Source organism: Streptomyces hyaluromycini (assembly GCF_002217755.1).
Lineage (GTDB): Bacteria > Actinomycetota > Actinomycetes > Streptomycetales > Streptomycetaceae > Streptomyces > Streptomyces hyaluromycini.
On the sequence record NZ_BCFL01000021.1, the window covers coordinates 40872 to 63622 of the forward strand.

Below are 22751 nucleotides of genomic sequence, written 5' to 3' on the forward strand. Positions count from 1 at the left end.
TGAAGGCCCGGGGGGCTCCCGGTCCGTGAGCCCCCGGGGTCGCGGGCTCATGAAGAAGACAACGGGTGATCTGTGGTGGGGGTCACGCATCGGGGGGATCGGGATCGAACCATCCGCTGCACAGGGTCACTCCTCGTGCGGAATCCGGCACTCCCCGTCAACTCTTCGCAAGTCAAAGGAGTTTGACGCGGTGAAGTGAATCACAGATCCATCGAACCCATGGTCGACAAATGACGAAATCAGGGAATGTAGTGGGTGGCCGAAAATCGCCGCTACCCACGGTAACACCGAACTGGCCTGGCCCGACAGGGAGTTGGTTGATTTCGGGCGTTCCCGATCTCTAGATTCCTCCGCCGTGTGCAGCGAGCACCGCTCGGGTACGTCCGCCGGCCACATCAGGCAGAGCACCACCGCAGTACCGGCCGCGGCGGACGGGGCGAGCGCGAGGAACCGCGTCCATCGCGCGGGGACCGCGTCCCGCCTGGGGGACCCCGGGTATGTGGAGAGGGAAATACATGTCCGAGTGTGCCGATACCACCCGTGAGACCGCCGTCGCCAAGAACGGCTCCCGCAAGGGCCGTACGACAGCCGCCCTGGCCGGAGCGGCGCTGCTCGCCCCGCTGGGCCTGCTGGCGGCCACCGGCAACGCCGCGGCGGCGGACAATGGAGTGTGGGACCGCATCGCCCAGTGCGAGAGCGGCGGCAACTGGCACATCAACACCGGCAACGGCTACTACGGCGGACTCCAGTTCTCCGCCTCCACCTGGCGCGCGTACGGCGGCACCGCCTACGCCGCGACGGCCGACCAGGCCTCCAGGGAAGCGCAGATCGCCGTCGCCACCAAGGTCCAGCACGCCCAGGGCTGGGGCGCGTGGCCGGTCTGCTCGGCGCGGGCCGGGGCGACCGGTTCGGCGCCCGAGAGCGCCTCGGTGACCACGAAGAGCACCACGGAGTCGGCGACGAAGTCGTCGAAGTCGTCGACCACGACGACCACCCGGAAGTCGGCCCCCGCGGCGAAGACGCCGCAGCGCCCGACGGCCGGCACCGGCCGCACCTCGGCCAAGGGTGACTACACCGTCCGCAAGGGCGACACCCTGAGCGAGATCGCCGAGCGGCACGGCACCACGTGGCAGCGCCTCTACGCCGCCAACAAGGCCGTCATCGGCGACGACCCGAACCTCATCGTGCCCGGGCAGCGCCTCGCGCTCTGACGCGAACCCCTGCCCCGCACCACCATGCCCCGCCCGGTCCGACCGGGCGGGGCATGGTGCGTTTCGTGGGGACATGTACATGCTCCGAATGAGGGGCGCATGCCCGTATGTGAGGCCGATTCATGTGCGGACGGCATGCTCCGAGTTCACGTTGCCGCAACCCCGCTCCTACCCGCGCGCTACGGGGGTTCTGTGCCGAACCGGTGAATCTCTTATGCGGTGTCAGCTTCGGTGCGTCCCGGCGGAATCGGAATGGAATGCAGGCGCCGGAGTGTCCCGGATCCAGGCTTCCGGTTCTTTCCGGCGGCTTTTCGGAAGACCCTACCGGCATCGGGGAATTGCGCTCGAATGCGCCAGGAAGGCGCATGGAACCGCTCGTACGTGTGACAGAGTTCGACCGAAACGCGTGTCGTGATTCTGTGACAGAAGCGTGACCGGAGACGGACGTGGGACTTCGGCTTCCGTCTCCGCCGGAAGCGGCCTAGCGTGGGCCGCATGGCACCGGACACCGCTCCGCCGAAGGAGCCCCAGGACAGCCCGCAAGGGTACGTAGGCCTCGACGCGGGCGACGCGGAACGGTTCGCCCGGCAACGGGGGTGGACGACGGTGCGCTCGCTGCCGCCGGGCGCGATCATCACCATGGAGTACCGGACGGGGCGGCTCAACTTCGAGGTGCGGGACGGCGTCGTGGCGCGCGCCTGGAAGGGCTGACCGTACGACGGCGAAGGCCCCGGTTCCCGCAGTGGGGAACCGGGGCCTTCGCGGTGCCGGGGGCGGCTGTGCGTACCTGACCCCCGCTTGTCGTACCGCGGCCTGTCGTACCGCCCTGTCGTACCGGTGGGGCGGCCGTCAGCCGCCCGCCACGGGGCGGGCCGCCTGGGTGGCGGTGCCGCGCGGCTGCCGCTCGGGGTGCGGCGGGCGGCGGCTGCCCGCCGGGGTCACCGGGGTGCGCTCCGAGCGGGCGGTGTGCGGGCCGGGTGCCAGATGGATCGGGGCCCTGGGCGCGCGGGCCAGGGAGACCGGCTCGGGTTCCGGCGTCGTCTGGTCGACGGGCGTCGGCCGCGGCTTGAGGACCACGGGCACCGGGACCGGGGCGGGCACCGTGCTGCCGCGGCGGGCGCGCCAGCGGTCGCGCAGGTCGAAGAGCGAGGTCTCGGCGCGGGCGATGAACGGCTCGCACCACGGCAGCGCCAGCAGGATCAGCAGCCCCGCGGCCCAGCCCAGCAACACGTCGCTCAGCCAGTGCGTACCGAGGTAGACGGTGGACATGCCGACGCCGAGGGAGGTGACCGCCGAGGCGGCGGAGAGCCAGCGGCGGGCCCTCGGGGTGGAGGCCAGATATGCCAGAATTCCCCAGGTGACCACCGCGTTGGCGGTGTGTCCGCTGGGGAATATATCGCCGCCCAGGCCCATCTCGTTCGAGCCGATGACGGTCGCGTAGTGCGGTCCGAGGCGCCCCATGCCGAGCTTGGCGGCGCCGACCGTGATGTTGAGCAGCAGCAGGGAGGCGCCGAGGGTCAGCATCGGGCGCAGGGTGTGCTGCCGCCACGAGCGCCAGCCCAGCCAGGCCGCGACCATCACGGCGGTCGGGCCGCGCTGGCCGAGGACCACGTAGTAGTCGACGAACCAGTGGATCCCCGACCACTGCTGGTACGGCCGGAAGAACATGACCTGCCAGTCGAGCCGGACCAGCCACGACGTGATCACGACGGCCCACACGATCGCCAGGTAGAAGGCCAGGGTCGCGGTGAACAACACGACCCGGTGCCGGCTCATCTTCGGCACATCAATGTGGGCCGGCCGTTCCGGCTCACGGTCCAGCCTGGCGAACACCCGGTCCAGACGGGTGAGGTTTCGTTCGGTACGCACCCAATCGACGTTACAGCGAGTGAGCTCTGTTCCCGGTCGAAACTGCGGCTTTGTGATGACGATGTGATGTGGGAAACCTCTCAGGAGGCCTCCGAATTCTAAGGATTCCGTAATCCTCGGCGGGTCCGTCCTTCAATTCCTTTGATCATGTCGGGTCGCCGTTTTATGGCACTTATGAATTCGTTAACCAAAGCATGGGGTGGAATTCTCCGGCTGCTCATCGGGGCACCCAAATGATCATGGAGGTCCGGAGCCGTTCAGCCAGAACGCGCCATAGATCGCCGAGGCCACCGCCACACCCGCCGTGACCAGCACTGATCTGCCGGTGCGCAGCCGGGCGAGGGCCCGGGCGAGCGGCAGCAGCACCGGGAAGGCCGGCATCAGCAGCCGCGGCTTGGACCCGAAGTAGCTCGACGCACACAGTGCCAGCGCCAGGACGACACCCGTGTAGACCAGCAGGGGGAGCGGTTGCCGCTGGCGGACGCCGATCACGTAGAGCCACAGCAGGAGGCCGACACCGAGGATCAAACCTGCTCCGGCGAGAGCGGACGGAAATGACGTGAACTTGTCGGCTACGAAGCGTGCGAACGCATAGCCGCCGTCGAAGCCGTTACGCCAGCCCGCCTGGACGTCCAGGTAGCCGAGCGGGCCCCTGCCGGTGCGACGGCCGACCCACAGGACGTAGGCGGCGGTGCCGGCGGGGGCGAGGAGCATGCCGAGGGCGCGGCGCCAGGGCGGGGCGTCGGCGGTGGTGATGGCGATGTGGGGGGCGCGTGTCGCGTGAGGTGCGCCGGTTGCCTGCGGGGCGCGCCGAGCGCGGGCGGCGCTGGACACCTCAGGGGCGCGTTCGTCGTCCCGCGCGCCGTCCGGAACGTCCGCACCACCGTCCTGTGCGCCCCTGCTCCGATCCCGCACGAACGAGACCACCCCCGCCGTCCACACCGCCGCCACCACGGCGAGCCCCACCGGCCGGGTCAGCCCCGCCAGCGCGGCCAGCGCCCCGGCGGTCACCCAGCGGCCGGTCAGCACGGCGTACAGCGACCAGGCGGCCAGTGCCGTGAACAGCGACTCGCTGTACGCCATCGACTGCACGATCCCGACGGGCAGCACGGCCCACAGCAGCACCGCGCAGACCCCGACCCGCCGGCCGTACACGACGTCCGTGACCGCGAAGATCCCCCAGGCCGCGGCCAGCGAGGCGAGCAGACTCACCGTGAAGCCGGCGTCGGCGTACGACAGCGGCGCGAGCGCGTGCAGCAGGCGCTCCAGCCAGGGCAGCAGCGGGAAGAAGGCCAGGTTGGAGTGGACGTCGCCGTTCGGCAGCCGCACCTCGTAGCCGTAGCCCAGTTCGGCGACCCGCGTGTACCACAGCGAGTCCCAGCGCGCCGTCAACAAGGTGTACGCGCTCCTGCCGCGTGCCGCGCTCCACCCGGCCAGCACGACCAGGCCGAGGGCGCGTACGGCCGCGTACCCGAGCAGGGCCGGCGCCGCCCGGCGCAGGGCAGGGGCGCGCGGTACCGCCATGGGCGTTTCAAGATCGGTCACGGGCTCGATTATCGACGGGGCACGGAACCACGGGGTGCGTGCGGGCGTGGTGCAGAGCGGGGGCAGTGGTGTACGCCACATGAGTTCTCCGGAGAGTGTGAGAGGTCCGCCACGTGCCCCCGGAACGAACTCGCGTACGCTGACATGTCACTCGCGTTCGTATGCGCGGGCCGGAGACCCCGCTCCTCTCCGGCCGTACGACGGGGCGTCCCCACCCCGCCCGTCCGCCGCACGCGAGGGACCATCTGGGAGGTACGTACATGTCCGGGACGACCACGGCCACCGTACGACCGCGCCCTCGGACGGTGTCCGGGGCCGGTGCCGGTGCCAACCGCTGGGTCGTCCTCGTCGTCCTCTGTGTCAGTCTGCTGCTGGTCGCCCTCGACGCGACCGTGCTGCATGTCGCGGTTCCCGCCGTCACCGAGGACCTCAAGCCCGGCGCGATGGAACTGCTCTGGATCGTCGACGTCTACCCGCTGGTCTGCGCCTCGCTGCTGATCCTGTTCGGCACGCTCGGCGACCGGGTGGGCCGGCGGCGCGTTCTGCTCCTCGGCTACGCCCTGTTCGGCATCGCCTCCGCGGCGGCCGCGGTCGCGCCGAGCGCGGCGGCACTGATCGGAGCCCGGGCGCTGCTCGGTGTCGGCGGAGCGATGATCATGCCGGCCACCCTCTCCATCCTCCGGCAGGTCTTCCCCGACCGTCGTGAGCGGGCCCTCGCCATCGGCATCTGGAGTGCGGTGGCGGCGGTCGGCGCGGCGGTCGGCCCTCTCCTCGGCGGCTTCCTCCTCGAACACTTCTGGTGGGGCTCCGTCTTCCTGGTCAACATCCCGCTGATGCTGGTCAGCCTCCCGGTGGGCCGGTTCTTCCTCCCCGAGTCGCGCGGCGACCGCGACGGCCCCTGGGACGTGGTCGGCGCGCTGATGGCGGCGGCCGGCCTGTTCGGCGTGGTGTTCGCCGTGAAGCGCCTGGGCGGCGGCGAGCCCGCGGGCAGTGCGCTGACGGTGGTGCCGCTCGTGCTCGGCGCGCTGCTGCTGGTCCTCTTCGTACGACGGCAGCGGCGGCGGGCGTTCCCGCTGGTGGACCTGAGGATGTTCGCGCGGCCGGCGTTCAGTACGGCGGTGGGCTGCATCGTGCTGGCGATGCTGGCGCTGGTGGGCCTTGAGCTGATCGCCGCGCAGTACCTGCAGCTGGTGCTGGGCCTCTCGCCGTTGCAGACCGGGCTCCGGCTGCTGCCGCTGACGCTCGCCGCGATGGCCGCGGGGCTGGCCGGGGCGCGGCTGCTGCGGCGATTCGGGCCGCGCCGGATGGTGTGCTTCGGCTTCTGCCTGACCGGGGCGGCGGTGCTCACGCTGACGGCGATGGGCGGGGCGGACAACGCGGGCCTGCTGCTCTTCGGCTTCCTGCTCCTCGGCTTCGGTCTGGAGACCACGCTCTTCGGGGCGTACGAGTCGATGCTGAGCGAGGCGCCGGCGGCGCAGGCCGGCGGGGCGGCGGCGATCGGCGAGACGTCGTACCAGCTGGGGGCGGGGATCGGGATCGCGCTCCTCGGCAGCGTGATGAACGCGGCGTACGCGCCGGGGCTGGCCGGGGTGCCGGGGGTACCGGCGTCGGCGTCGGCCGCGGCGGGGCACTCGCTGGGGGAGGCGTACGCGGTCGCCGGCCGGCTGGGCGGGCCGGCCGGGTCGGCGTTGCGCCGGGCGGCGCGGGACTCCTATGTGCACGGTCTGCATGTGACGTTGCTGGTGAGCGCGGGGCTGTTGTTGCTGGGGGCGGTGATGGCGTTGCGGTTGCCGCGAGCCATGCACTGCGAGGACACCCCGGTGGAGGTCCCCGCCCCCCGCGAACCGGAAAGGTCCCGCGTCTCGGCGTAGCCCGGTGGGCCGGCCCTTGTGGTTGTGGGAGGACAAGGCAGACTGCGCGTAACCTGTTGTAACTAGCGGTGCTAGTTTTTGGAGGGTTCTGATGTCCGCGTCCGTGAAGTTGCCTCCGTTCGATGCCGGTGACCCGCTCGGTATCGACGATCTTCTGGAGCCGGAGGATCTCGCCGTACGGGAGACCGTGCGGAGCTGGGCGGCGGATCGGGTGCTGCCGTTCGTCGCCGACTGGTACGAGAGCGGGGAGCTGCCCGGCATCAGGGAGCTCGCCAAGGAGCTCGGGTCGATCGGCGCGCTCGGGATGTCGCTCAGCGGGTACGGCTGCGCGGGCGCGTCCGCCGTGCAGTACGGGCTCGCCTGTCTGGAGCTGGAGGCCGCAGACTCGGGCATCCGGTCGCTCGTGTCCGTACAGGGGTCGCTCGCCATGTACGCCATTCACCGGTTCGGCAGCGAGGAACAGAAGTCGCGGTGGCTGCCGGCCATGGCCGCCGGTGACGTGATCGGGTGCTTCGGGCTCACCGAACCCGACCACGGGTCCGACCCGGCCGCCATGCGCACGCACGCCCGGCGCGACGCCGGCGGCGACTGGGTGCTCAACGGGCGGAAGATGTGGATCACCAACGGTTCGGTGGCGGGCGTCGCCGTCGTATGGGCGCAGAGCGAGAACGGGATCCGCGGGTTCGTCGTACCCACCGACACACCCGGGTTCTCGGCGCCGGAGATCAGGCACAAGTGGTCGCTGCGGGCGAGTGTCACCAGTGAGCTGGTGATGGACGACGTGCGGCTGCCCGCCGATGCCGTACTGCCCGAGGTCACCGGCCTCAAGGGCCCGCTCAGCTGTCTGTCGCACGCCCGCTACGGGATCGTGTGGGGCGCGATGGGCGCGGCACGCACCTGCTTCGAGGCGGCCGTCGACTACGCGAAGTCGCGGGAGCAGTTCGGTCGGCCCATCGGCGGCTTCCAGCTCACCCAGGCCAAACTCGCCGACATGGCGGTCGAACTGCACAAGGGGATCCTGCTCGCCCACCATCTGGGGCGGCGGATGGATGCCGGCCGCCTGCGTCCCGAGCAGGTCAGCTTCGGCAAGCTCAACAACGTACGGGAGGCGATCGAGATCTGCCGTACGGCGCGGACGATTCTCGGGGCGAACGGGATTTCGCTGGAGTACCCCGTGATGCGGCACGCGACCAACCTCGAATCGGTGCTCACCTACGAGGGCACCGTCGAGATGCACCAGCTGGTGCTGGGCAAGGCACTCACCGGACTCGACGCCTTCCGGTGAACCCCGCGCGGGGCAGGGCCGGTGAGCGGCCCTGCCTCAGCTCTGGTTGAAGAAGCCGTCCTCCCGGCGCCTGGCCGGCTCGCCGCTGACGATCTCGGTGTTCGCGGGGGTCAGCAGGAAGACCCGGTTGGCGACCCGCTCGATGGTGCCGCGCAGGCCGAAGGTCAGCCCGGCCGCGAAGTCGACCACGCGCTTGGCGTCGCCCGGCTCCATGGCCGTGAGGTTCACGATGACCGGCACGCCCTCACGGAACAGCTCGCCGATCGCACGGGCGTCCCGGAAGCTGTCCGGGGTGACCGTGCCGATCCGGCGGCCCTTCTCCTCGGCGGTGTCCGAGGCCACCTTGACCCGGGGGTCGGTGACCCAGGCATCCCCGGGCTGCTCGGTCCCTTCGGAGTAGTCGTCGTCGTAGTAGCGCTCGTCATCGTTGTCGTCGACGAGGCCAAGCCAGGCACTCGCCTTGCGTACCGATCCCATGGACGCCTCCTCTCACAGCGGTCCTTCTTGCTTCCGCATCCCTATGGTCGTCCATGATGCGGATGGCGCGCCAAGTGGATAGACGCCGCACGGGGGGTTTGTGACGGTACTGGTGCAGAGCCCGTACGTCGAGAGCCCAGGTGTGCCAAGGGCCATAGCTCACACGGCTGCTGACTGGGAGTGAAATATGATTGTTTCCGGCGGGCGGGTGATGAACGGTGCGTCCGGGTGAACAGGGCGAGGCGGTCCGGGGTGTCTTCGAGGCGTCGCCGGGGCGGTCTGGTCGCGCGGTCGTCCGGCGCGGCGGTGGGGAGAAAGGCCTGGTGGGCGGCGTACTCGCGTGGCCGGGGGCGTGGTCGGCCGGGGCCGGGTCCGGTCCGCCGGGGTGATCACGGGCGGCCCGTGCGGGGCGTCGCGGCCGGCACGGGCCTCGCCGCCCGGCTCTGACAGCGGCTCAGGAGCCGCGGCCGGCCCGGGACAACCAGTGGCGTCAACCGGCGTGCAGGCGCGTCACCGTATACGGAATCAGGGTGCCAGGGCGGTCGCCTCGGGATTCGCCTTGATCCTGTTTCCCCGACGTAAAACAAAAACATGATCGGGTGACCGCTGCCCGGAGAGGGTCGTTGGCCGGAGCGCAGAACCATTTCTGCCCCGGTTCTGCGCATCCATCAACTCGCATCATGACTAAGGCACTTCCGTGCAAGCAGCCACCATTCGCACCCGGCTCCTGAGGATTCTGGTCCTGGCCCTCGCCGTCCTGTTGACGCTGCTGGGCGTCGCGGCCGCCGGGCAGATCTCCGCCTATCGCAACGCCTCCGCCACCGCGGACAACGCCCGGCTGGAGATCACGCTTCAGGGCCTGATCCACGAACTCCAGAAGGAACGCGGTCTCACCACCGGATACGTCGGCGGCGTCAAGGAGTTCACCGGCGAGGAGCGCGCCATCGTGCTCGGCTCGGTGCGCGCCGGGCAGTTCCAGGGCGACGACTACAGCCGGTTCATGGAGATCCGGGCCGGACGCCTCGCCGCCCTCGACGGCTTCCCGCGCTCGGCCACCGACGCCCAGCAGCGCCGCCTGGACGCGGCCATGACCACCCCGGACGCCGAGCGCGCGCTGGCGTACGAGGACACCGCCGTCAAGGGCGGCGGGAAGCTGAAGTGGAACGACATCCCGCCCATGCAGTGGTGGGACGCGATGACCTCCGCCAACAACGGGCTGCGGGACGTCCAGGTCTCGCTCGGCACCGGCGTCGAGAACCGGGCCTCGGCCCTGGAGGGCACCGCCCAGCGCGACCTGCTGCTCTTCCTGCTGCTCGCCCTCGGCACCGTCGCCGCGCCCGGCGCGCTCGCCCTCGACTGTGTACGGTCCGTCTCCGCGCCGCTCGCCGAACTCGCCCAGCAGGCCCGTGAGGTCGCCGGGGAGTCCAGCCCCCGGCCGTCCATCACGGACGTGCTGCGCGCCTCCCTCGCGGAGGTCGAGGAGTACCGCCGGGTCACCCTGCGCCGGGTCGAGCCGGCCCATCTCACCGGCGCGCTCGCCCGCAAGTGCGGGATCGAGGTACGACTGGGGGAGGCGCCCGCCGCCGGCGTGGTCGCCCGGGTGCTCATCCCGGTCAACCTGCTCACGGAGGCGACGGCCACCCCGAAGCAGGCGGCCGCCGCCGAACCGGCCACCGTGCCGGCCCCGCGCAGGGAGCCCGGCCAGACGCAGCTCGTCTCCGTCGCCGCCGTGGCCAGGCCCGAGCAGCCCCAGAAGAAGGGGGCTTCGGTCGCCCGGACCCGCAACGGGCTCGTCAAGCGGCCCCAGCGCAGCGCGATCTCGGAGGCCGTCAGCGAGACGGACCGGCCAAGCCGCCCGGCGCCCGGCGAGCGCAGAGGTCCGGGAGGCGTTGGGGCTGGGGGCCGATGTGCCGGTGCTGGAGTGCGATGCGCGGGAGCGGTGTGGCGGCCGCGGGTTTCGTCGTGGCTGGTCGCGCAGTTCCCCGCGCCCCTGCGGGGGCGCGGGGAACTGGATCAGCGGGCGTACGGAGCGCGAGGGGAGGGGTGCGCGTGTGAAGGCGAAGGGTGGGGCGCGGCGGAGAACGCGAAGAGTCCCCGCTGTCCGCGGGGCGCGCAGGGGGTCAGCTCAACAGGAACAGGACCACACGCGACCGAAGTCGATGTGGGAGCGCTTGACCAGCCACTGCTGTGGATGCATGGGCCAAGTGGAACAGGTCTCCGGTTTTCCGTCAACTGAGCTGAGACGCGCTGACCACACTCTGGACACCCTTGACAACGAGGGGAAACGGCACCGTAGAGTCGACGGACGGCCCTGCTGAGGGGCTCGGCCGTAAGAGCGCCGTACTCCGGCGTTCCGTGTGAAGGCACCCGCACCCCCGTGTGCGCGTCCACCGTGTTCGATTGATCCGCCACGGAGCCTTCGCATGTCTTCCGAGACCCTCGTCAGAACCACCACCGTCCCCGCCTCCGGCATACCCGGGCCCGCGGCCGACCGCTGCACCTCCGAGGCGGCCCGATGAGGCCCCAGCTGGTGATCGTGGGGGCCGGGCCGCGGGGGACCGGTCTCCTGGAGCGCATCGCCGCCAACGCCCCCGAGCTGTACGCCGGCTCGGGCCTCGACATCCATCTGGTCGACCCGCATCCGCCGGGCGCCGGACGCATCTGGCGGGCCGCCCAGTCGCCGCTGCTGTGGATGAACTCGCACGCCGAGGACGTCACCATGTTCACGGACGAGACGGTGCGGATGGCCGGGCCGGTGCGGGAGGGCCCCACCCTGCACGAGTGGGCGGGCCTGGACGGCCGTACCTTCGCCGACCGGCAGATCCAGGGCCGCTATCTGCGGCACGTCTACGACCAGGCTGTCGCCGGCCTCCCGGACGGCGTCACCGTCCACCACCACCCGCGCCGTGCCCTGCGGGTGAGCGGGCCGCGCGAGGGCCGCCAGCAGGTCTGGCTGGAGGGCCGGCCACGCCCGCTCCTCGCCGACCTCGTCGTCCTCGCCCTCGGTCACCTGGACGCCGAACTCGACCCGGAACAGGCCGCGTTGGCCGCGTACGCCGACGCGCACGGCCTGCTCCACCTGCCGCCCGACTTCACCGCCGACAGCGACCTGTCCGCACTGCGGCCCGGCGAACCGGTGCTCGTGCGGGGGTTCGGACTCGCCTTCGTCGACCTGATGGTGCTGCTCACCGAGGGGCGGGGCGGACGCTACGACGGCGACACCTATGTGCCGTCCGGGCAGGAGCCGGTGCTGTACGTCGGGTCGCGGCGCGGAGTGCCGTACCACTCGAAGATCGGGTACGACTGGACCGGCGAACGCCCGCCGCTGCCCCGGTTCCTCGGACCCGGCGAGATCGACGAACTCGTCGCCCGGCCGGGTGGCTTCGACTTCCGGCGGGACGTGTGGCCGCTGGTGGAAAAGGAGTTGGGCTTCGCCCACTACCACCGGCTGTTCACCGTCCATCCCGAGCGGACGGCCGTCGCCTGGCGGGACTTCGAGGAGAAGTACGCCGCGGCGGAGGGCGACGCCGAGGTGCGGGCGCTGGTGGCGGCCGCCGTACCGGATCCCGCCGACCGGCTCGACCTCGCGGCGCTGGACCACCCGCTGGACGGGGTGCGGTACGGATCGCACGAGGAGTTCCAGGAGGGGCTGCGCGGCTACATCGAGGCGGACCTGGACCGCCGTCACGATCCCGCGTACAGCCCCGACCTGGCGGTGTTCCTCGGACTGCTCTCCGTCTACGGGCAGTTGGTGCGGCTCGGCGACATCGGGGCCTGGTGGCACGGGTTCTTCAGCTACCTCGCCTCCGGGCCGCCCGGCCCCCGGCTGCGGCAGATGCTCGCGCTGTCCCGGGCCGGAGTGCTGCGGTTCGTCGGCGCCGGGATGACGGTGACGGCGGCGGACGGGGTGTTCCGGGCCTCCGCCGACACCGTGCCCGGGTTTGCCGTGGAGGCGCGGGCCCTCGTCGAGGCGAGGCTGCCCGAACCGACCGTGGGGCGCGCCCGGGACACGCTGCTGCGCGAACTGCACGCCGGCGAGGCCGCCGAGACACCCGACGGGCTGCTCAGGGTGGACTCCGCCGACGGGCGGATCCTCGACGGGTGCGGGCGGCCGCACCCCCGGCTGTTCGCGCTCGGGCCGTTCACGAACGGCCGTACGCCCGGGGCGTTCACCCGGCCGCGCACCGGAGGACCCGCGTTCCGCCAGAACGACGCCACGGCACGCGCGGCACTGGCCTTCCTGGCCGACCTGGCGGGCGGGACCGCCGCGGAGCCCGGTCATGGCTGAGCGCGGCTGCGGCGAGCTGAGAGGCCATCACCCCGGAAGGTGTTCCAGCACTGTGGAGAAGGGATCGCGGCGGCTTGTGTGAAACGGGTGTCTTACAGGGAGGTTCGTGGTGATGACCGGCTCGTACGGCCGGGGGCTGTTGCATCTGGCCGCCGCCGTGGATCAGGTCGGCGTGTTCGACGCGGAGCGCTACGTCGAGCTGGTGCGGCTCGCCGAGAGCGGGGGACTGGACTTCGTGACGCTCGACGGCCGGTTCGGGTGGACGGAGACCGACCCGCTCACCGTGCTGGCACAGGTGGCCCCGGCCACCCGGCGGATCGGGCTGGTGCCGATGACGACCGCCCCCGAGGCCGCCGTCGCCCACCTCGACGGGGTCAGCCGGGGCCGGGCCGGCCGGTGGAGCGAGGACCCGGGGCCCGCGCCGGAGCAGCCGGTCCGGGTGGCCGACGCCACCGAGCCCGCCGCCCGGCAGGCCGTCGCCCGGTACGCCGATGTCGCCCTGGTGCGGGCCGCGAGCTCCGCGCAGGCCGCCGCCGTACGAGAGGAACTGCGGGCGCACGCAGGGGAGTTCGGACGGGATCCGGAAGCGCTGCGGGTGCTGGTGAGCCTGGTGGTGGATCTGGGCGACGGGGAGCGCGCGGCCGAGCCGGGGCACGGGGGCGGTGGGCCCCGGCAGACCGTGCAGGGACCGCTGTACCGGGGTGGCCCGGTGGATCTGGCGGAGCTGGTCGCAGGCTGGCACGGTGAGGGTGCCGCCGACGGCTTCCACCTGGTCCCCGCCGAACCGCGCCGCGACCTGGAACGGCTGGTCAACGGCACCGTGGCGCTCCTCCAGCACCGCGGTCTGTTCCGCACCTTCTACCCGGGCAGCACCCTGCGCGAGCACCTCGGCCTCGCCCGGCCCGCCGGGCAACTCGCGGTGCCGTGAAATACCCTGCGCTCTCCCGCCGTTGGGGACGGACCGAGCGCATGTGAGAGAGACGTGACGTGAGCCATGACCTCATGACGTCGTGTCGAAAGCCATGGAAGGACTGATCGTATGAACGCGGACGCGTCCGGGGACTGGAAGCGCTGGCACGAACACCGCGAGGAGACGGTGTCGGCGCCGTACGGGCCGCTCGCACTGGTCGGCAGCCACTGGATCGAGGACCATCCGGACGGCCGGCTGCCGGCCGTCCCCGGAAGCTGGGCGGTCGACGGGGACGGCGTCCGGCTCACCGCGACGGCGGCCGACGGCCTGGCCCTGGACGGCGAGCCCTTCGCCGGTGAGATCCGGCTCGCCGCCGACCGCGAACCCTCGGCCCGGGTCACCTTCGGCGAGCGCCGGCTGGTCGTGCTGGTCCGCGAGGGCGTCTGGGGCGTACGGGACTACGACCCGGCCGCCGCGACCCGCCGCGCCTTCCGGGGTATCGACGCCACCCCCCACGACCCGCGCTGGTCGGTGCCGGGGCGCTTCACGCCGTACGGCGACGAACCGCGCAGCGTCCGCGTCGGTACCGCGGACGGAGTGGAGCGCGCGCTCGTGCTCGCCGGGGAACTCGGCTTCACCGTGGCCGGCCGGGAGCTGACGCTCCAGGTCGCCGAGCAGGCCGACGGCCGGCTGTGGGCGGTGTTCGCCGACACCACCAGCGGGGGCAGCAGCTTCCGGTTCAGGTTCCTCTATTCGGCCGCCCCGGCCGCCGACGGCTCCACCACCGTCGACTTCAACCGGGCACAGCTGCCGCAGTGCGCCTTCGCGGACCACTTCATCTGCCCGTTCCCGCCGCCCGGCAACACGCTGGACCTCGCGGTCGAGGCGGGGGAGCGGCAGCTCGTCTGAGGCTTTCGCGGGGAATGTGACATGGTGTCAACTCGCCCGGACCGCGACGAGATCACCCAAAGTCGGCATGGTTCGAACACGGTCGCACGGCCGAAAGGCCCCCTTGCGGCTACCGGTCGTTCGCCCGAATACTCCCCCTCAGCGCTTGTCAGGGGCATGTGTGTCCGAAATCCGGGCGCCACCCCTGGCTGCGCCTCACGGGCCCCGACCCCACGCGGGCCCCCGACGTCCCCTGGGAGGGAACGACAAGTGAGGATCAAGCGCACCACCCCACGCAGCGGTATCACAAGACGGACCCGGCTGATCGCCGTGGGCACCGGCTTCCTGGCCGCGGCGGCGTTCGCCGTCCCCACCGCGAGCGCGAGCGACGCACACACCTTCAGCACGACCCAGCTGAAGGCCGTGAACAGCTCTGTTCTGAAGGCAGACGTCCCCGGCACCGCCTGGTCCGTGGACAGCAAGACCAACCGTGTCGTCGTCACCGTCGACGCCACGGTCTCCAAGGCCGAGATCGCCAAGATCAAGCGGCAGGCGGGCGCCGAAGCCGGAGCGCTCACCATCAAGCACACCAACGGCACCTTCAAGAAGCTGATCACCGGCGGCGACGCCATCTACGGCGGCGCCTACCGCTGCTCGCTCGGCTTCAACGTGCACAGCGGGAGCACGTACTACTTCCTGACCGCCGGGCACTGCGGTGAGGTGGCCTCGACCTGGTACAGCAACTCCGGTCACACCACCGTCCTGGGCACGAACGTCGGCTACAGCTTCCCGACGAACGACTTCGCGCTGGTGAAGTACACCAACACCTCGATCGCGCACCCGAGCGCGGTCGGCAGCCAGACCATCTCCAGTGCGGCCACGCCCAGCGTCGGGACGACGGTGTACCGCCGCGGCTCGACCACCGGCACCCACAGCGGCCGGGTCACCGCGCTCAACGCCACCGTCAACTACGGCAGCGGTGACATCGTCTACGGCATGATCCAGACCACGGTCTGCGCCGAGGGCGGCGACAGCGGCGGCCCGCTCTACGGCGGTACCGTGGCCTACGGTCTGACCTCCGGCGGCAGCGGCGACTGCACCTCCGGCGGTACGACCTTCTTCCAGCCCGTCACCGAGGCGCTGAGCTACTACGGCGTGAGCGTCGGCTGACGACCCTTCGGATCGACTCCCGGCGAGCCCTCGTACGCAACCGGCGTACGGGGGCTCGCCCTTGTACGACCCCGGGGTTACCGTCGAAGGACCGTTGAAGTCAGTCACCCCTTGGGGGCCGGCATGGTCGAGGCGCTGGTGGCGGCCGCAGCCGCTCTCGTGTCCGTCGGAGCGGTCTACGCGATGTCCGCGGCACGGGTCGTCAAACAGTACGAACGGGGCGTGGTGTTCCGCCTCGGCCGGCTCCGACCGGAGGTGCGTGGACCCGGGTTCACCATGATCCTCCCGTTCGTGGACCGGCTCCAGAAGGTCAACATGCAGATCGTCACGATGCCGGTGCCCGGGCAGGAGGGCATCACCCGGGACAACGTGACCGTGCGCGTCGACGCCGTCGTCTACTTCCGGGTGACCTCGCCCGCCGAGGCGGTCGTCCGGGTCGAGGACTACCGGTTCGCGGTCGCGCAGATGGCGCAGACCTCGCTCCGGTCCATCATCGGCAAGAGCGAGCTGGACGACCTGCTGTCGAATCGCGAAAAGCTCAACCAGGGCCTGGAGTTGATGATCGACAGTCCGGCCGTGGAGTGGGGCGTCACCATCGACCGCGTCGAGATCAAGGACGTCTCGCTGCCCGAGACCATGAAGCGGTCCATGGCCCGGCAGGCCGAGGCCGACCGGGAGCGCCGGGCCCGCGTCATCAACGCCGACGCCGAACTCCAGGCCTCCAAGAAGCTCGCGGAGGCCGCCAAGGAGATGTCGGAGCAGCCCGCCGCGCTCCAACTGCGGTTGCTGCAGACCGTGGTGGCGGTCGCCGCGGAGAAGAACTCGACGCTGGTGCTGCCGTTCCCGGTGGAGCTGCTGAGGTTCCTGGAGCGGGCGCAGCAGCAACTGCCCCCGGCGGGAGGGACTGATGGTGCCGACGGGTCGGCGGGGGCGAATTCCGGCCAGGGATAGCCGGAGACAGCCAGGGGCAGACGTCACTGTCGGCCGCCCGTTGCTCGCACGCGGTGTTTGCAGTGCGAATTCTCCTGGGGTGACTGGCGGCTGTGCACGACGCGTACACGGGGGGCGCACAACATCCGCGCACGCGAGACCTGAAGTCGACCTTGTGTGCTCCCTGTGGGGCTCGGAATAGTAGGCGGCCGTCAACCAGCCTTCCGGCCCTTGAGGTCCCCACAACCTTGCGGGCCGACCCCCCACAGGAGGACATGAGTTGAAGCACCGACGCATACCCAGGCGCCGGGCGGCGCTCGCCGGCGCGGGTGTCGCCGCGCTCGTCGCCGCCGGAGTGACCTTCCAGAGTGCGAACGCCAGCGAGCCCGCCAGGGCCGCCGCACCGCAGATCCTGTCCGCCCCGGCGGCCGGAAAGCTCGCCTCGGCACTCGCCGCCGACCTCGGCACGGACGCGGCGGGCACCTACTACGACGCCCGGTCGAAGAACCTCGTCGTCAACGTGCTCGACGACACCGCAGCCAAGGCCGTCGAGGCGGCCGGGGCCAAGGCGAGACTCGTCGCCAACTCCCTTGCCGAGCTCGACGGCGCGCGTACCGCGCTGAAGCAGGACGCGACCATCCCCGGCACCTCGTGGGCGACCGACCCGGTCGGCAACAAGGTTGTCGTCACCGCCGACAGGACGGTCACCGGGGCCGAGCTGGCCAGGCTCACCAAGGTTGTCGACGGGCTCGGCGAGAGGGTCGAACTCCGCCACTCGAAGGGGGAGTTCAAGCCCTTCATCGCCGGCGGCGACGCGATCACCGGCTCGGGCGGCCGCTGTTCGCTCGGCTTCAACGTGGTCAAGGACGGCGAGCCGTACTTCCTGACCGCCGGGCACTGCACCGAGGCCATCTCCACCTGGTCGGACTCCGCCGGGACCGTGATCGGCCAGAACGCCCAGTCCAGCTTCCCGGGCAACGACTTCGGCCTGGTGAAGTACACCTCGGGTGTGGACCACCCGAGCGAGGTCGACCTCTACAACGGCTCCGCCCAGCAGATCACCGGCGCGGCCGAGGCGACCGTGGGCATGAAGGTGACTCGCAGCGGCTCCACCACCCAGGTCCACGACGGCACGGTCACCGGTCTCAACGCCACCGTGAACTACTCCGAGGGCACGGTGAGCGGCCTCATCCAGACCGACGTGTGCGCCGAGCCCGGCGACAGCGGCGGCTCGCTCTTCTCGGGCAGCAACGCGATCGGCCTGACCTCCGGCGGCAGCGGCGACTGCACCTCCGGCGGGGAGACGTTCTTCCAGCCGGTGACGGAGGCACTGTCGGCGACGGGGACCCGGATCGGCTGACGGCCCCGGTGTCCCGGATCGGCTGACGGCCCCCGGTGTTCCGGATCGGCTGACGCGCGCCGTATCCCTGTCAGGCCCCGCCCCCTCCGAGGGGCGGGGCCTTTTGGCATGCGCCGACGCCGGCCGCCCCCTGGCCGCGGGGCGTCCCGACCACCCCGAGAGCCGGCCGGCTGTTACGGAGGGTGCCACATGTGGCGCAGAGCGTCGCGGGTGCGTTCTCCCGGACGGCCGAGCGGCCGGGTGGCCGCGGCGAGATGTGTGTCATGGCGGTGGTTTTCCTCAACTGCGGTGGCCGGCTGGGGAGCTGACGGGGCGGTGCCTGTTTCGGACGTCGCCCACCTCCCCAAAGAATCGCAGATGTGTTCGAATGCAGGTCGCTGACCGGGGCTGATGAGGTTAGAGTAATCGAACGCGAGTACGATGAACATATCGGGCGTATCGGGTTTGTGGCTGAAAAGGGGTGGAGTGATGGAGGTGCGGCATGACGGGCTTCGCCCATCTGCACGTCGCGTCCGGTTACTCCGCCCGCTACGGCGCCTCCCATCCCGAGCAGCTGGTCCGGCAGGCGGCGGACCGGGGCATGTCCGCGCTCGCGCTCACCGACCGGGACACGGTCACCGGGGCTGTTCGATTCGCGCAGACCTGTGCGAAGGAAGGGGTCCGGCCGCTCTTCGGCATCGACCTGGCGGTGGCGGCCCTGGCACCTCCGCCGCCGGTCCAACGCCGCCGTACCCCGGCACGCGGCGGCGCGCACGTGGTCGAGCCGCCGCTGCGGTTCGTGCTGCTCGCGCAGAGCAGAGAGGGCTGGGCCCGGCTGTGCCGGATCACGTCGGCCGCCCACGTCGGTGCCGTGTCCGGTACGCCGCCGGTGGTGCCGTGGGAGGCGCTGCGCGAGTACGGCGGCCCCGGCCTGACCGTGCTGCTCGGGCCGCTCTCGGAGCCGGTGCGGGCGCTGTCGGTCGGCCGGGAGGACGTCGCGATGAAGCTGCTGGCGCCCTGGCAGGAGATCTTCGGAAGGGATGTTCGATTGGAAGCCGTCGCGCAGAAACGTTCCGGCACTGGTCCGGGATCCCTGCGCCTGGCCGCCCGCACCCTCGCCCTGGCCGACCGCACCCGTACCACCGCCGTCCTCTCCAACGCCGTCCGCTACGCCGACCCCGAACAGCATCGACTTGCCGATGTCCTCGACGCCGCGAGGCTGCTGCGGCCCGTCGACCGGCGCCGCCTGGACAGCGGACAGCGCTGGCTCAAGGACGAGCGAGGAATGGCGGCCGTCGCCCGCATGATCACTGACTGCGCCGGAACGGACCCCCGCAGGGCCCGCCGGCTGATGGCGGACACCGCCGCCACCGCGGCCGCGTGCACCGTCGACCCGAAGGCGGACCTCGGCCTCGGCACCCCGCACCTCCCCGAACCGTCGCTCTTCGGTGCCGAGCCCGGGGCCGACGGCGCGGCCCGGCTGCTCCGCCTGCGCTGCGAGGCCGGCCTGGTCCGGCGCGGCCTCGACCGCGACCGGGAGGCGCTCGCCCGGCTGGACGAGGAACTCGCCGTCATCTCCCACTGGAACTACGACGCGTACTTCCTCGCCGTCGGACAGGTCGTCGCCGACATCCGGGCCAAGGGCATCCGGGTCGCGGCCCGCGGCTCCGGCTCCGGCTCCCTGGTCTGCCACGCCCTGGACATCGCCACCGCCAACCCGCTCGACCACAGCCTGCTGTTCGAACGCTTTCTGAGCAGACGCCGGGAGTCACTGCCCGACATCGACATCGACGTGGAGTCCGCCCGACGCCTGGAGTGCTACGACACGATCTTCGAACGCTTCGGGAAGGAACGGGTGGCCGTCACCGCGATGCCCGAGACCTACCGGGCCCGCCGCGCCCTGCGGGACACCGGCCTCGCGCTGGGTATCCCGCCCGCGGACGTCGACCGGATCGCCAAGAGCTTCCCGCACCTGCGCGCCTGCGACATCACCGGCGCCCTCGCCGAACTGCCCGAACTGAGACAACTGGCGACGGAGATGGACCGCTACGGACCGTTGTGGGAGCTCGCCGAGGGCCTGGACTCCCTGGTCCACGGCATGGCCATGCACCCCTGCGGCGTGGTCATCAGCGACGCCACCCTCCTGGACCGGCTGCCGGTGCAGCCCACCCCGCAGGGCGACTACCCCATGGCCATGGCCGCGAAGGAGGAGATCGAGGCGCTGGGCAACATCAAACTCGACGTCCTGGGCGTCCGGATGCAGTCCGCGATGGCCCACGCGGTCGCGGAGATCGAACGCACCACCGGGAACCACATCGACCTGGACGACCCCGGGCAGGTGCCGCTCGACGACGTCTTCGCGTTCAAGCTCATCCAGGCCAGCCAGACCCTGGGCCTGTTCCAGCTGGAGTCGCCCGGTCAGCAGGACCTGCTGTCCCGGCTCCAGCCCCGTGACGTGCAGGACGTCATCGCCGACATCAGCCTCTTCCGCCCCGGCCCGGTCGCCGGCGGCATGCCCGAGCGGTACATCGCCGCCCGCCACGGCGGCACACCCGCCTACGCGCACCCGGACCTGGAGCCGGTGCTCGCCGACACCTACGGCGTGACCATCTGGCACGAGCAGATCATCGAGACGCTGCGGGTGCTGACCGGCTGCGACCGGGCCTTCGCGGAGATCACCCGGCGGGCGCTCGGCGACAAGGAGCAACTGCCCAGGATCAGGGACTGGTTCCACGAGCGGGCCCGTGCGCGTGGCTACAGTGCGGCCGTCCGGGAGGAGGTGTGGAAGACCGTCGAGGCCTTCGGGGCGTACGGCTTCTGCCGCGCCCATGCGGTCGCCTTCGCCGTCCCCGCCCTGCAGAGCGCCTGGCTCAAGGCGCACTACCCGGCGTTCCTGCTGGCCGGCCTCCTCGAACACGATCCCGGGATGTGGCCCAAGCGGGTCCTGGTCGCCGACGCCCGGCGGGGCGGTGTGCAGGTGCTCCCTGTCGACGTCAACAACTCCCGGGTGCGGCACACCGTGGAGAAGGCCGACGGAGACCGGTGGGGGGTACGCCTCGCCCTCTGCGCGGTGCATGGCATCAGTGAGGAGGAGTGTGCCCGGATCGAGGAGGGGCAGCCGTACGGATCGCTGTCGGACTTCTGGCAGCGGGCCCGTCCCAGCAGACCGGTCGCCGAACGGCTCGCCGAGATCGGCGCCCTGAACGGTCTCCATGACGGCCGTCTCACCCGGCGCGACCTGCTGCTCCAGATCGCCGAGCTCCACCGGGCCTCCCGGGTGCGGTCCGCGGGCAAGGGCCAGTTGCCCATCGACGCGGGCGCCGTCGGTGGGGCGGAACCGAGCGGGCTGCCGGAGATGACCGGCCGTGAGGCCCTGAGCGCCGAGCTGAGCACCCTCGGCATCGATGTCTCCCGGCACCTGATGGAGCACCATCACCGGCTGCTGCGCGAGATCGGCGCGACCGACGCGGCGCACCTCGCCGGGATGCGCGCCGGCCGGCAGGTCCTCGTGGCCGGGGTGCGGGCCTCGACCCAGACCCCGCCGATCGCGAGCGGCAAGCGGATCATCTTCGTCACCCTGGAGGACGGCTCCGGCCTGGTCGACCTGGCCTTCTTCGAGGACTCCCACCCGGCGTGCGCGCACACCGTGTTCCACAGCGGGCTGCTCCTGGTCCGCGGCACGGTCCAGGTGCGCGGCACCCGTCGTACCGTCGTCGGCTCTATGGCCTGGGACCTGGACGAGATCGCCGCCGCCCGCCGCGACCACGGCCCGCAGGCCGCCCTCGCCCTCCTCGGCCGGAGCCGCCCGCACCCGACCCCCGCCCAGCCGCAGCGCACCCTGGCCGACGGCACCGCGGGCGCCCGCCTGCACCCGTACGCCGACCTCCAGCCCGCCGGCACCCGCTCGGCCGACCTCAAGAAGTTCGGCCACCGCAGCCCCGGGAGCGCGGGATGAGCGGAACGAGTGGAACGAGCGGAACGAGCACACGGCAGCGGCACATCGCCCACCTCCACCTGCACGCCTCGATGACTGAGGATCAGTACGCCGATGTAATCGAACTGGTGTCCGGGATTACGCCGCACGTCCAGGCCGTCCCGCCCAACGCCGTCCAACTCGACCTGACGTCGGCGCTCCGGTACTTCGACCTGTCCCCGTACGACATGGTCCAGACGACGATGATGAGGTTGCAGGCCCTGTACGGCATCGACAGCAGCACCGGGCTCGCGGGCAACCGCATGCTGGCGGCGATGGCGGCCGACGCGTCCGCGCCGGGAGAGACCACCTGGGTCCGCACCGCCGACGCGGCCGACTGGCTGTATCCCAGGCCGGTCACCGCGCTTCCGGGGATCGGCCGGGCCACGGCGCAGACGCTCGGCAGATACGGCCTGCACACCATCGGCCAGGTCGTCGACCTGCCCCCAGCGACCCTGCAGCGGCTCCTCGGCACGGGCCCCGCCCGGCTGCTGGCCGAACGCGCCCGCGGCCACGACCCCCGCCCGGTTACCCCGATGGAACCCGCAGAGCATCTGACCGCCGATCTCGTACTGGAACGGGACTGCCTCGACCCGGCACAACACCACCGGGCCGTCCTAGGACTTGCCGAACGGATCGGCCAACGCCTGCGCGGTGAGAGCCAGATCGCGCGGCGGCTCACCCTCACGGTGCGATACGCCGACCGCACTTCCACCACCCGCACCCGCACCCTGCCGGAACCCACCGGCCACTCGCCAGCCCTGGCCACGACAGCCTTGGATCTGTTGGCCGCCCTCGGACTGCAACGGGCACGAGTCCGCGCCTTCGCGATCCGCGCCGACGGACTGCGGCCTGCCGACAGCGCCTACCGCCAGCTCTCCCTGGACCCCGGCGACGCCCGCGCCCGCGCGGCCGAGGCCGCCGCGGACCGTGCCCGTCGACGTTTCGGGCCAGGGGCCGTACGGCCGGCCGCTCTGGCGAACTGACCGCGCGGT

16 protein-coding genes are annotated in these 22751 nt (G+C 71.5%); 13 read left to right on the forward strand and 3 right to left on the reverse strand.

Translation table 11 applies throughout. The features are described 5' to 3' along the window. The first annotated feature begins 515 nt into the window (after window positions 1-515). Complete coding sequence (locus tag SSP29_RS24510; RefSeq protein ID WP_089102963.1) at window positions 516-1211, forward strand: LysM peptidoglycan-binding domain-containing protein; 696 nt, start codon at window positions 516-518, stop codon at window positions 1209-1211. Window positions 1212-1706: 495 nt separating this feature from the next. After that, a complete protein-coding gene (locus SSP29_RS24515) occupies window positions 1707-1922 on the forward strand; it encodes an I78 family peptidase inhibitor (RefSeq protein ID WP_089102964.1) in 216 nt (71 codons plus the stop codon). 138 nt (window positions 1923-2060) lie between these two features. Here SSP29_RS24515 and SSP29_RS24520 read toward each other — a convergent pair whose 3' ends face one another. Continuing rightward, window positions 2061-3080 carry a phosphatase PAP2 family protein gene (locus SSP29_RS24520; protein WP_089102965.1) on the reverse strand — a complete coding sequence of 340 codons (1020 nt, stop codon included), beginning with the start codon at window positions 3078-3080 and terminating at the stop codon, window positions 2061-2063. Window positions 3081-3317: 237 nt separating this feature from the next. Next, window positions 3318-4625, reverse strand: a complete 1308-nt coding sequence (locus SSP29_RS24525) for a mannosyltransferase family protein (protein ID WP_089102966.1) — start codon at window positions 4623-4625, stop codon at window positions 3318-3320. Between the two features lie 260 nt (window positions 4626-4885). On the opposite strand from SSP29_RS24525, the gene SSP29_RS24535 reads away from it, so the two are divergent. Both SSP29_RS24535 and SSP29_RS24540 read left to right on the forward strand, forming a co-directional pair. Next, window positions 4886-6496, forward strand: coding sequence for an MFS transporter (locus SSP29_RS24535; protein WP_089102967.1), 1611 nt, complete (start codon window positions 4886-4888; stop codon window positions 6494-6496). A gap of 91 nt (window positions 6497-6587) precedes the next feature. Next, on the forward strand, window positions 6588-7781 hold the full coding sequence (locus SSP29_RS24540; RefSeq protein WP_089102968.1) for an acyl-CoA dehydrogenase family protein: 1194 nt from the start codon (window positions 6588-6590) through the stop codon (window positions 7779-7781). 36 nt (window positions 7782-7817) lie between these two features. On the opposite strand, the gene SSP29_RS24545 is transcribed toward SSP29_RS24540, so the two are convergent. After that, on the reverse strand, window positions 7818-8258 hold the full coding sequence (locus tag SSP29_RS24545) for a cell division protein SepF (RefSeq protein WP_089102969.1): 441 nt from the start codon (window positions 8256-8258) through the stop codon (window positions 7818-7820). A 697-nt stretch (window positions 8259-8955) separates the two neighbouring features. Between SSP29_RS24545 and SSP29_RS24550 the strand changes: the two genes are divergently transcribed. The 9 genes from SSP29_RS24550 (at window position 8956) to SSP29_RS24590 (ending at window position 22742) form a co-directional block, all read left to right on the forward strand. Next, the gene (locus SSP29_RS24550; RefSeq protein WP_089102970.1) at window positions 8956-10494 is read left to right on the forward strand and encodes a nitrate- and nitrite sensing domain-containing protein; all 1539 of its coding nucleotides are present in this window, start codon (window positions 8956-8958) and stop codon (window positions 10492-10494) included. Between the two features lie 279 nt (window positions 10495-10773). Then, on the forward strand, window positions 10774-12546 hold the full coding sequence (locus SSP29_RS24555; RefSeq protein ID WP_089102971.1) for an FAD/NAD(P)-binding protein: 1773 nt from the start codon (window positions 10774-10776) through the stop codon (window positions 12544-12546). Window positions 12547-12658: 112 nt separating this feature from the next. After that, window positions 12659-13474: an LLM class flavin-dependent oxidoreductase gene (locus SSP29_RS24560; RefSeq protein WP_089102972.1), complete on the forward strand. Its 816-nt coding sequence runs from the start codon at window positions 12659-12661 to the stop codon at window positions 13472-13474. A gap of 111 nt (window positions 13475-13585) precedes the next feature. Then, on the forward strand, window positions 13586-14365 hold the full coding sequence (locus SSP29_RS24565) for a DUF1684 domain-containing protein (RefSeq protein WP_089102973.1): 780 nt from the start codon (window positions 13586-13588) through the stop codon (window positions 14363-14365). 249 nt (window positions 14366-14614) lie between these two features. Continuing rightward, window positions 14615-15514, forward strand: coding sequence for a S1 family peptidase (locus SSP29_RS24570; protein ID WP_089102974.1), 900 nt, complete (start codon window positions 14615-14617; stop codon window positions 15512-15514). Window positions 15515-15637: 123 nt separating this feature from the next. Further along, the gene (locus SSP29_RS24575; protein WP_089102975.1) at window positions 15638-16465 is read left to right on the forward strand and encodes a slipin family protein; all 828 of its coding nucleotides are present in this window, start codon (window positions 15638-15640) and stop codon (window positions 16463-16465) included. A 259-nt stretch (window positions 16466-16724) separates the two neighbouring features. After that, complete coding sequence (locus SSP29_RS24580) at window positions 16725-17804, forward strand: S1 family peptidase (RefSeq protein ID WP_089102976.1); 1080 nt, start codon at window positions 16725-16727, stop codon at window positions 17802-17804. Between the two features lie 481 nt (window positions 17805-18285). Next, window positions 18286-21738 carry a DNA polymerase III subunit alpha gene (locus tag SSP29_RS24585; RefSeq protein ID WP_089102977.1) on the forward strand — a complete coding sequence of 1151 codons (3453 nt, stop codon included), beginning with the start codon at window positions 18286-18288 and terminating at the stop codon, window positions 21736-21738. After that, a complete protein-coding gene (locus SSP29_RS24590; RefSeq protein WP_089102978.1) occupies window positions 21735-22742 on the forward strand; it encodes a DNA polymerase Y family protein in 1008 nt (335 codons plus the stop codon). The genes SSP29_RS24585 and SSP29_RS24590 overlap by 4 nt, the downstream gene beginning before the upstream one ends. Window positions 22743-22751: the final 9 nt, after the last annotated feature.

Bases quoted from the DNA above. Each gene is read 5' to 3' on its own strand.
- SSP29_RS24535 (WP_089102967.1), top strand. From the start codon at position 4,886: ATGTCCGGGACGACCACGGCCACCGTACGACCGCGCCCTCGGACGGTG.
- SSP29_RS24540 (WP_089102968.1), top strand. From the start codon at position 6,588: ATGTCCGCGTCCGTGAAGTTGCCTCCGTTCGATGCCGGTGACCCGCTC.
- SSP29_RS24510 (WP_089102963.1), top strand. From the start codon at position 516: ATGTCCGAGTGTGCCGATACCACCCGTGAGACCGCCGTCGCCAAGAAC.
- SSP29_RS24585 (WP_089102977.1), top strand. From the start codon at position 18,286: ATGACGGGCTTCGCCCATCTGCACGTCGCGTCCGGTTACTCCGCCCGC.
- SSP29_RS24575 (WP_089102975.1), top strand. From the start codon at position 15,638: ATGGTCGAGGCGCTGGTGGCGGCCGCAGCCGCTCTCGTGTCCGTCGGA.
- SSP29_RS24555 (WP_089102971.1), top strand. From the start codon at position 10,774: ATGAGGCCCCAGCTGGTGATCGTGGGGGCCGGGCCGCGGGGGACCGGT.
- SSP29_RS24515 (WP_089102964.1), top strand. From the start codon at position 1,707: ATGGCACCGGACACCGCTCCGCCGAAGGAGCCCCAGGACAGCCCGCAA.
- SSP29_RS24565 (WP_089102973.1), top strand. From the start codon at position 13,586: ATGAACGCGGACGCGTCCGGGGACTGGAAGCGCTGGCACGAACACCGC.
- SSP29_RS24560 (WP_089102972.1), top strand. From the start codon at position 12,659: ATGACCGGCTCGTACGGCCGGGGGCTGTTGCATCTGGCCGCCGCCGTG.
- SSP29_RS24545 (WP_089102969.1), bottom strand. From the start codon at position 8,258: ATGGGATCGGTACGCAAGGCGAGTGCCTGGCTTGGCCTCGTCGACGAC.
- SSP29_RS24590 (WP_089102978.1), top strand. From the start codon at position 21,735: ATGAGCGGAACGAGTGGAACGAGCGGAACGAGCACACGGCAGCGGCAC.